Raw genomic sequence first — 5,842 nt, 5'->3', positions numbered from 1 at the left:
TTAAAATATACTATGATTTAACAGCAATAATCATAAACCTTTTGGAATTCGTACGAATCCCTTTTTCAGAACTATTAGTGTCAATGAACTTTTGTAAAATATTAAAGTCCTCTTCTTTTTCTCCAAATCTAGGAATAATAGGCGTATGTTTTAATAAGAAAATGAGATCCTCAGGAGTACTGTAATAATCAGTAACATCATATTCACGTACTTGTACGAGTTCAAATCCTGCACTAATAAGTTCACCCATATACTTATCTTTTAACGTACCATCTCTTTCACCTAAACATTGCCCTCTACCAAATGCTTCTTTAAGATTTAATTTATCATGTTCGCTAACTTGTTGTGTTAAGAAAAAAGCACCTTTTTTTATTACTTTTGCCAATTCAGATGCTACAAACGGCGCATGACAACTTGAAGCAACATCAAAATGAGCATGCGGAAACGTTAAAGCTTCAGAATCCATTTGAAGAAATTCAACGTTTTGTACACCTGCTTTATTCAAATTAGAATGTGCTGTTTTGATCATTCCATTAGAATTATCTATCCCAATCAGTGATGCAGCTGAAGATGCTATGTTAAGTACATTTTCTCCTCCACCTGTACCAACATCAAGTAAAATATGTGATGGTTTACATCTTTCTTGCACTTCGCCATAAAAGTCCCAAGTGTCACCTACAGTCTCACATTTTAGCTTACTAAAATCCCAGCCGTTTTCACTTCCCACTTTATCATAAAAGTTTTTGTACTCTAATTCATTCATTTTATTATTTCCCCTTTGCAAAAATGTATTAAATGTTTATGATGATCCTCGAAATAGACTCAAAGTTGATATTTTCGTAAATTTCCTTTTATATCTGGTACGCATTTTTTCAGCCTTGAACAACTAGTTACTTCGAACGATACAGCATTTCATCTATATCACCTCATCTGGAAGACTACATATATAATAACCTATAACACTATTTAATTATATATTATAAAATACAAATTATTAAAACAATAAATTCCCACACATCACATCCAGTTTACATAATAATTTTATAGTTTATTTTTATCAATATATTCTAAATGTCCTCTTCCCCAACCACACATACTATCTAAAACAGTACTAACTGTTTTTCCATGCTCAGTTAAGCTATATTCCACTTTAGGTGGTATTTCTTGATAAATTTCGCGTTTTATTAGTTGATCGTGCTCTAATTCACGAAGCTGCTTCGCTAATGTTCCTTGAGAAATGTCTGGTATTAATCGCTTTAATTCACCAAACCGTTTCGTTCCGTCTGTTAATAATATAAATAAAATGAGTGGTTTCCATTTACCTCCGATAATTTGCAATGTTGCTATTACCCCTTTTAATTTCGGTTCCTCTAAATTCATTTTCCTCACCACTCCCCCCAGTAATTTTTTATATTATGTATCCGTACAATAAGCGATTAGTACGAAATTCGCGACTAAGTACATATAAAGTGCGTACTTTTCAGTAGTCATTTTTTAACGAATAATAAAATTAACACAACTTATTTTAAATCTTATATTAAGGGAGATGTTTAATCATGTCTATTACTGTATTAAAAGATAAACATATCGTTATCATTGGCGGGAGTTCTGGTATTGGATTAGCAACAGCAAAACAAGCAATTGAACAAGGAGCACATGTTATTATTGCAGGACGCTCGGAAGAAAAATTAATGCTTGCTCGAGAAGTAATAAATAACAACCACTTTCAAACTTATGTATTGGATAACCAAGATAAAAACCAATTACAAGATTTTTTCAAGAAAGTTGGGAATTTTGATCATTTATTCACACCAGGAGCCTCTTACACACTTGGACCAATAACTGCTACGGACGATATCGCCGAAAGCAGCTTTATCGGAAAGTTTTGGCCACAATATTATGCCGTAAAATATGCAATTCCTTTTCTCTCAAACTCTGGATCTATCGTATTAATGTCCGGTGCATTTAGTCAACGGCCACTTAAAGGAGCGCCTGCTTACGGAGCTTGTAATGGTGCTATTGAAAGTTTAGGGAAAGCTTTAGCTGTTGAATTAGCTCCAATTAGAGTTAATGTTGTTTCTCCTGGAACGATACGAAGGGAAAATGAACAAAACGAAAATAGACTAGCTGCTTATGAAACTTATAAATCTCTTTCTCTTGTACAGCGAGCTGGATATAATGATGAAATTGCACATACTGTACTATATTTAATGCAAAATAGTTTTACTACGGGTAATGTGTTGTTTCCTGATGGAGGATACACATATCATTAATTTAAGATTCAACTGTAAATTATCTTGAAGGTTTTTATTTAAACACAATTTCCAGTAGGTATAAAATTTTTTAACTGCCTCCACTTATTTTCGTAATTTTAAATTTAGTTGATAAATCAAACCGACAAGCCCTTTAGCTATACATTTTTGAGCACAATAAAATAAAAAAAGGCATAAAATATGCCTTTTTTTACTTATTTGTTAATTGGATAACAAACCTCTGTAACCCACTTATTAGGATCCGATTCCATCGCTGGGCTAACATGATAAATATTAAACATCGGGCCTGCTATTTCATATCCTTCTGCCTCAATCCATTTTGCCGCTGCTTCATTTACGTTTATCATTTGTTCATAATTTCCGTTTACTGTTATAGATGCTACCTTGATTGGCTCTATCTTTTTAAAATGAACATCTTTTGTATTTTCATACTTCCCTAAAATATTTAGCTGTATTTCTACATCTACATCATTTTCTTTATATTCTTGATCATGGAAGACAGCAATGCTATTAATCGGATTAGCTATACTAATATTTTTAAAATGAATTTCCTTCATTAATATACTCCATAATTCCCCTTCACAATTATATGATGGAATAACCTTTCTAACACTAGCTACATTTCTTTCTGGAATTTCCTTTATTGAAATATGATAGTTCATCTCAACAACATCCTCTCTCATCGTTTTCATTGAGTCTTCGAGGAGACGTAATTGTTTTTGGAGGTTATTCATGTCTTCTTTAATTTGAGTACTACGATTTAGAAATTGCTCCTTTATACTATCTATATTATCGCATTCTATTATTTCTTTAATGGTAGCGATATTAAACCCCATATCTTTTAACGTTTGGATTCGATTTACTTTCTTTAATTGAGCTGCTGAATAATATCGATAACCACTTTGCTCATCGACTTTTACTGGCTGTAATAGCTCCACTTTATCGTAATGTCTCAACATACGTATACTAATGGAAGATAGTTTTGAAAAATCTCCAATTTTAAACATGGTTTCCTCCTAAAAATTCTATCTACTTCGAAGCTCAACTTTAGCTTAAACAATGACATTGTGTGAGAGTCAACTATTTTTAACAACTTAAATTATATTTCTTCAATTATTTCCCCTTATACTTTCTTACTCCTCAAGGCTATAAATATTGATATTAGTCCGTTCACAGCTAATAAAATTACTGTAATACTAGCGAGTAAAGCTACATCTGCTGCAAACAATTTAGTCGTATGCCACGGTGAATTTGTGCAATAAATAAGAAGTGGGATCAAAATAATAGATAATAGTAGAAAAATACTCCCAGCGAACAGCCAAGTTAGTTTTTTACAAGTTTTCTTATGTTTATACTTTTTCACTAACATAATTGATGTAATAATGAGTGAGAGTGTGACTATCGACATAACAATTTGTGTGAATGGTATGTTTTTAGGGATATCACCAGATTTTTCCCCATTCAAAATACTAATAATCCCCTTTTTCAATACCGTTAGTGCTGTTTCTTCTAATACATGATTTTTATTCGTTAAAATCACACCAGCCCAGCCACTTCTATTTAAAGTAAACATTTCTGCACGAGCATCAGGCGTTGATCCTGAATGCCAAACCATCGTTTCGCTTTCATTTATATTTGTTGTTCTTAATCCAAACCCGTAACTTTTTTCTGAATTTATTTTATAAAGTGGTGATAGATAAAGATCCATGCTTTCTTTCTTTAAAAATTGAGTGTGGTCTTGGTGATTCAAAAACATTATAAATTGAATCATATCTTCCAAATTCGCGGTAATATAACCATACGGTGCTCCAGCATTATCATAAGACACTACACTTTTTCTCGGTATACCAAACAACGACTGATAACCTGTTAAATAGCCTTTTTCATATGCACTTTCTTTATTTGCCGCTGCGCCATTCATTTTTAAAGGCTGAAAAACATGCTTTTCTATATATGAAGAATATGTTTCATTTGTGACTGCCTCAATAAGGGCACCAAGTATCATATAATTTGCATTACTATATTGATACTTTTCCCCTGGTGGGGCATTTAATTTTACTTTTGAAAGTTCCATTACATTTTCCTTTAATGCTTTAGAACTCTTCAATTGTTTATCTGATAATGCTAAGCCTTCATATGTGTTTATTCCACTTGTATGAGTTAGTAGATGTTGGATTGTTATATTTGAAGTTGATTGTGTATCTTTTAGTTTAAACGAAGGAAGATGTTGTTGAACTGAATCCTCTAATTTTATTTTTTTATCTTCTATTAACTTGACTATAGCTAAAGCTGTTAAAGATTTACTTATTGAGCCAATCGCAAATGGGGTTTTACTAGTTACCTTTTTTTCAGACTCCCCAGTAATCCCCCATGTTTTTGTAAAGAATACATCTTTATGATGTACAATTGCAACGGAAGCTCCAGGAATGTTCTGTTCCTTTATAAATTTTTCAATATACTTATCTAATGTAACTTTAATATTTTGCTGAGCATAAACTTTTGGATGTACGATACATAATATTAATACATTACAAAGAATACAAATTTGAAATAGTTTATAGATAGTTTTCTTCATTATACTTTAGATAGCTTTCTTTTTTTATAACTTACTAGGCTAATAAATACTAATATAGAGAGCGTAAAACTAAACATTATTAATACATAGTTCCACCATTGATTCTCTGCTATACGATATAAAAGATTATAATTAAATGTATTTTTGCTATTAGTTCCGTTAAACGATTCAGTTAAAAATAGTGAAAGTGTAGTTTGTGAGATGAGGTAAGTAATAACTGCGATGAATATGCCACCTAAGATAAATGTGCTCGAATTTCCCTTTTCATTTTGAAGTTGTCTCATTTTAACTTGTAGGTCAATTTCATTTATTTCTAAAAAATCTTGAACAAATAATTGAGGCGTACCTAGATCATTTATACTATCCTCCCCATTTTCACGACATTCTTGAATATGCTCTAATATTTGTTGCTTAATATTTTCCCTTTCTTCTAAGCTGATATCGTATTGCTTTAATTCCTTAAGTACGTCAGTTAAAAATTGATTTTCTTTACCGTTTAATTCATTCCTCATTTCAGAAGGTCTCCTTTCAAACCACTTTTTAATAATGTTTGAATATCAGATTGTAATTCTAACCACTCATTAATTTTCTTCTCAAGACGTATTTTCCCGTTTTCATTAATTTCATAATAGATTCTAACTTTACCACTGTCTGTTACTTCTTGATAAGTATTTACCCACTCTTGATTTTTTAACTTAGTTAAAATAGGGTAAATACTTCCTACTCCTTTCAATTTTAAATTGTGTACTTCAAGTTCTTTCATAATTTCATAACCATAACTTTTCTTTTTCGACAAAATAGATAACACACACATTTCTAAATGACCTTTAATTAAACTTGTTTTGTCCATAGGATAAATTTAACAGAAATATATACTTCATTCAAGTATATATTTCTGTTAAATCTAAAAATTATAATAATTATACAATCACTAAAAAAGTAGCATATTCCTTTTGTTATTATCCAAATAACCTAAATTATTATCCCCAAAAAA

General features: G+C 31.1%; 7 protein-coding genes. 1 reads left to right on the top strand and 6 read right to left on the bottom strand.

Annotation, left to right across the window (positions count from 1 at the left end):
- Window positions 1-10 precede the first annotated feature (10 nt).
- Together V7038_RS05645 and V7038_RS05640 are read right to left on the bottom strand one after the other, a co-directional pair.
- On the bottom strand, window positions 11-763 hold the full coding sequence (locus V7038_RS05645) for a class I SAM-dependent methyltransferase (RefSeq protein ID WP_335469425.1): 753 nt from the start codon (window positions 761-763) through the stop codon (window positions 11-13).
- 278 nt (window positions 764-1,041) lie between these two features.
- A complete protein-coding gene (locus V7038_RS05640) occupies window positions 1,042-1,380 on the bottom strand; it encodes a winged helix-turn-helix transcriptional regulator (RefSeq protein WP_061690194.1) in 339 nt (112 codons plus the stop codon).
- A gap of 176 nt (window positions 1,381-1,556) precedes the next feature.
- Here V7038_RS05640 and V7038_RS05635 point away from each other — a divergent pair, with 176 nt between their 5' ends.
- Entirely contained in the window at window positions 1,557-2,273 is a 717-nt protein-coding gene (locus tag V7038_RS05635) for an SDR family oxidoreductase (protein WP_199659408.1), read from the top strand.
- A 194-nt stretch (window positions 2,274-2,467) separates the two neighbouring features.
- Here V7038_RS05635 and V7038_RS05630 read toward each other — a convergent pair whose 3' ends face one another.
- The 4 genes from V7038_RS05630 to V7038_RS05615 all read right to left on the bottom strand — a co-directional run bounded on the left by V7038_RS05630 (window position 2,468) and on the right by V7038_RS05615 (window position 5,698).
- The gene (locus V7038_RS05630) at window positions 2,468-3,280 is read right to left on the bottom strand and encodes a MerR family transcriptional regulator (protein ID WP_131232147.1); all 813 of its coding nucleotides are present in this window, start codon (window positions 3,278-3,280) and stop codon (window positions 2,468-2,470) included.
- A gap of 116 nt (window positions 3,281-3,396) precedes the next feature.
- Complete coding sequence (locus V7038_RS05625; RefSeq protein WP_335469423.1) at window positions 3,397-4,848, bottom strand: serine hydrolase domain-containing protein; 1,452 nt, start codon at window positions 4,846-4,848, stop codon at window positions 3,397-3,399.
- Window positions 4,848-5,360 carry a hypothetical protein gene (locus V7038_RS05620; protein ID WP_002168325.1) on the bottom strand — a complete coding sequence of 171 codons (513 nt, stop codon included), beginning with the start codon at window positions 5,358-5,360 and terminating at the stop codon, window positions 4,848-4,850. The genes V7038_RS05625 and V7038_RS05620 overlap by 1 nt, the downstream gene beginning before the upstream one ends.
- Complete coding sequence (locus V7038_RS05615; RefSeq protein ID WP_002032268.1) at window positions 5,357-5,698, bottom strand: PadR family transcriptional regulator; 342 nt, start codon at window positions 5,696-5,698, stop codon at window positions 5,357-5,359. Before V7038_RS05615 ends, V7038_RS05620 begins: the two co-directional genes overlap by 4 nt.
- Between the last annotated feature and the right edge of the window lie 144 nt (window positions 5,699-5,842).

This window comes from Bacillus sp. JJ783, assembly GCF_036963225.1.
Lineage (GTDB): Bacteria > Bacillota > Bacilli > Bacillales > Bacillaceae_G > Bacillus_A > Bacillus_A cereus_U.
Note: the sequence above shows the minus strand (reverse complement) of the source record. Positions and strands in the feature narration are given on the sequence as shown.

Coding starts and splice junctions, on each gene's coding strand:
- V7038_RS05620 (WP_002168325.1), bottom strand. CDS start 5,360: ATGAGGAATGAATTAAACGGTAAAGAAAATCAATTTTTAACTGACGTA.
- V7038_RS05615 (WP_002032268.1), bottom strand. CDS start 5,698: ATGGACAAAACAAGTTTAATTAAAGGTCATTTAGAAATGTGTGTGTTA.
- V7038_RS05635 (WP_199659408.1), top strand. CDS start 1,557: ATGTCTATTACTGTATTAAAAGATAAACATATCGTTATCATTGGCGGG.
- V7038_RS05645 (WP_335469425.1), bottom strand. CDS start 763: ATGAATGAATTAGAGTACAAAAACTTTTATGATAAAGTGGGAAGTGAA.
- V7038_RS05630 (WP_131232147.1), bottom strand. CDS start 3,280: ATGTTTAAAATTGGAGATTTTTCAAAACTATCTTCCATTAGTATACGT.
- V7038_RS05640 (WP_061690194.1), bottom strand. CDS start 1,380: ATGAATTTAGAGGAACCGAAATTAAAAGGGGTAATAGCAACATTGCAA.
- V7038_RS05625 (WP_335469423.1), bottom strand. CDS start 4,848: ATGAAGAAAACTATCTATAAACTATTTCAAATTTGTATTCTTTGTAAT.